This window comes from Neobacillus paridis (assembly GCF_016765675.1).
Lineage (GTDB): Bacteria > Bacillota > Bacilli > Bacillales > Cytobacillaceae > Neobacillus > Neobacillus paridis.
Genome location: NZ_JAESWB010000379.1, coordinates 1 through 2,893, shown reverse-complemented (window position 1 = coordinate 2,893; position 2,893 = coordinate 1). Strand labels below are relative to the sequence as shown.

Sequence of the window (2,893 nt, the reverse complement as noted above, 5' to 3'; positions counted from 1 at the left end):
TGATTAAAGTGGGAGAAAGGCTGTCAGAAAAGGATTTCGAGGCAAATTCAGCCAGAATAAATGCAGGAAGAAAAGCCTGAAAAAGAGCAAGAAAAGATCTCTTTTCCCTTAAACCTTACCTCTACTCTGTGGTAGAACTTAATTACAGAATAGGGGTAAGGAATTAGGGTTTTAGGGTTGGAAAATGGGCTGGAAGCCTTGGGGGAGAAGGGTTTGAGGGGAGTCGGGGGTGGAGGATGGGCAGGGAAGAACTTAATTACGTGGATACACCGAGAAACAGAGCGTCAGCTATGTTTGTTTAGCGTGTCATGAAAAGGAGGAGATTCCTTTAAGTGTAGTGAGGGATTTCGACTCAATGGATGATGGAGATCCAACAACTCCTCCAATGTTTTCATGCGAAAAATGTGGGGGCGAAATGTACCCAGAATATTACAAAGGAGTACATGGAATAGAGTACAAACTAATGGATATTCTCAAAAAAAGCAAAATAAAAGCTCACGATTGATTTTTAACACTATGTTGATTGGAGCGCAAGGTGCTTGACTCCTGGGGGATTAGCGTTACAGGTGAGACCCCGCAGGAGCTTGCGACGAGGAGGCTCGGCGAACGCCCCCCGGAAAGCAAGCACCTGGAGCGGAAATCAACAGACTAGTTGACAGATCCAATCAAAAAAGGACCGGGCGGTTTTTGCCCGGTTTTTCTTATAACGGGCAGGTTTATTTAACAATAATATCAAATTTGGAGGTTCCCCATAAAAAGAACGGGATTATGGTGATTTTTGCTCCCTGTCCAAAATCTTGATATAATCGGCATAAGAACCAGTGTTTTGGGAGGTTATCTAGGTAAGCAAAGCATTTAGCAACTTGTTAAAGTATATCGATAAATTACTTCACACAAAAAAAGAATAGATTGGGTAAATTGCTATGTTGAACCATCCTCCTCTGTTGGCGGTCGTTTAATCAAAGAAATAATACAAATTGATTTTGAACATTTTGAAGGTATCGTTGAAATTGACGAGACCTATTTCCTGTACTCTCAAACGGGTCAATTGGGCATTACAGAACATAAACCTCGTAAACGCGGTGGAAAATTCAATCATAAGAGAATATGCCGTGAACAGGTTTGTGTTATCGTTGCTAAAGCTATTTGTTGCATAGTTATGGCTAATTATTGTAATTATTAAATTGACTCAAATATTTTCGATTGTAAAAAAAGATTAGGAGAATGATCATGGCAGATAACGAAACAAAAAGTTTATACCAAGCATTATGGAATTCAGCGGATATTTTACGTTCAAAAATGGATGCGAATGAATATAAAAGTTATTTATTAGGGCTAGTCTTCTATAAATACTTATCGGACAAGATGTTGCTACATGCTGCGAATTTATTAGAAGAACCGACGGAAGATTTGAATATAGCACAGAAATTATATGAGGAGGCCTATGCGGATGAAGAGGTGAGAGACGATTTATTAGCAGAGCTTCAATATGACTTCTCTTACACACTCGAACCGAATTTGACATTTACTGCATTGGTGAACGACATCCACAAGGGTAAATTCCAATTGGAGGATCTCGCACAAGGTTTTCGAAACATCGAACAATCAAGCGAAATCTTTGAAAACATGTTTGAAGATGTGGACTTGTATTCGAAAAAGTTGGGTGCAACCCCACAAAAACAAAATGCCAGTATTGCCGATGTAATGAAGGAATTGGCGGTATTGGATGTTGCAGGGCATAAAGGGGATATGCTTGGGGATGCCTATGAGTATTTAATCGGCCAATTCGCATCAGATTCAGGAAAAAAAGCGGGGGAATTCTATACACCACAACCCGTTTCAACTCTCATGACCAAAATTGTCTTACAAGGGAAAGAAAATGTGAAAGGATTCACCGTATATGATCCGACAATGGGATCGGGTTCTCTCCTATTAAATGCGAAGAAATACTCAAACGAACCAGGCACAATCATGTATTTTGGGCAAGAGTTGAATACATCTACGTATAACCTTGCGCGCATGAACATGATTTTGCATGGGGTTGATATTGCCAACCAGCATTTACATAATGCCGACACACTTGACCAAGACTGGCCAACAGATGAGCCAACAAACTTTGATGGTGTGCTAATGAATCCTCCTTATTCTGCGCACTGGTCAGCGGAGAAAGGCTTTTTAGACGACCCACGTTTCTCGATGTACGGAGTTTTAGCACCAAAATCAAAAGCAGATTTTGCGTTTTTGCTTCATGGTTACTATCACTTAAAAGATACAGGTGTAATGGCCATCGTCTTGCCACATGGCGTGTTATTTAGAGGGGCGGCGGAAGGGAAAATTCGTCAAATCCTGCTTGAAAATGGAGCAATTGATACGGTGATTGGATTGCCAGCAAATATTTTCTTCAATACATCAATTCCAACAACGGTCATTATTCTGAAGAAAAACCGTCCGACAAAAGATGTATTATTCATCGATGCATCCAAAGAATTTGAAAAGGGCAAAAACCAGAACATACTTACCGATGCACATATCGACAAAATCCTGGACACATACATTAAACGTCAAGACGTAGAGAAATATGCCCATGTTGCTTCCTTTGAAGAAATCGTCGAAAACGATTATAACCTCAACATCCCTCGTTATGTTGATACGTTTGAGGAGGAGGAACCAATTGATATAGTGTCATTAGGAAAAGAACTAGTGGACTTAAATAAAGAAATTAAAGAAGCAGAAAATGCTTTTTTGGCCATGCTTGATGAATTAGAAGTTACTGAAGAAACGAAAGATCTGATCGAAGCAACGAAGGCGGTGTTTCGATGAAAAAGAAGAAAAATGCGCCAGAACTGCGTTTTAAAGGGTTTGTGGACGATTGGGAACAGCGTAAGTTGGGGGA

Annotated in this window: 2 protein-coding genes and 1 pseudogene; all 3 read left to right on the top strand. The window is 40.1% G+C overall.

The features are described 5' to 3' along the window. Positions 1 to 355 precede the first annotated feature (355 nt). The gene (locus JK635_RS23245) at positions 356 to 505 is read left to right on the top strand and encodes a hypothetical protein (RefSeq protein WP_202656341.1); all 150 of its coding nucleotides are present in this window, start codon (positions 356 to 358) and stop codon (positions 503 to 505) included. Positions 506 to 863: 358 nt separating this feature from the next. Next, positions 864 to 1,141 (top strand): annotated as a pseudogene (locus tag JK635_RS23240) (hypothetical protein); the annotation flags it as partial. 89 nt (positions 1,142 to 1,230) lie between these two features. Beyond that, positions 1,231 to 2,820, top strand: a complete 1,590-nt coding sequence (locus tag JK635_RS23235; protein WP_202656340.1) for a type I restriction-modification system subunit M — start codon at positions 1,231 to 1,233, stop codon at positions 2,818 to 2,820. The last annotated feature ends 73 nt before the right edge of the window (positions 2,821 to 2,893 follow it).

What these genes read in the sequence shown, in the direction of transcription:
- JK635_RS23235 (WP_202656340.1), top strand. Translation starts at nt 1,231, where the DNA reads ATGGCAGATAACGAAACAAAAAGTTTATACCAAGCATTATGGAATTCA.
- JK635_RS23245 (WP_202656341.1), top strand. Translation starts at nt 356, where the DNA reads ATGGATGATGGAGATCCAACAACTCCTCCAATGTTTTCATGCGAAAAA.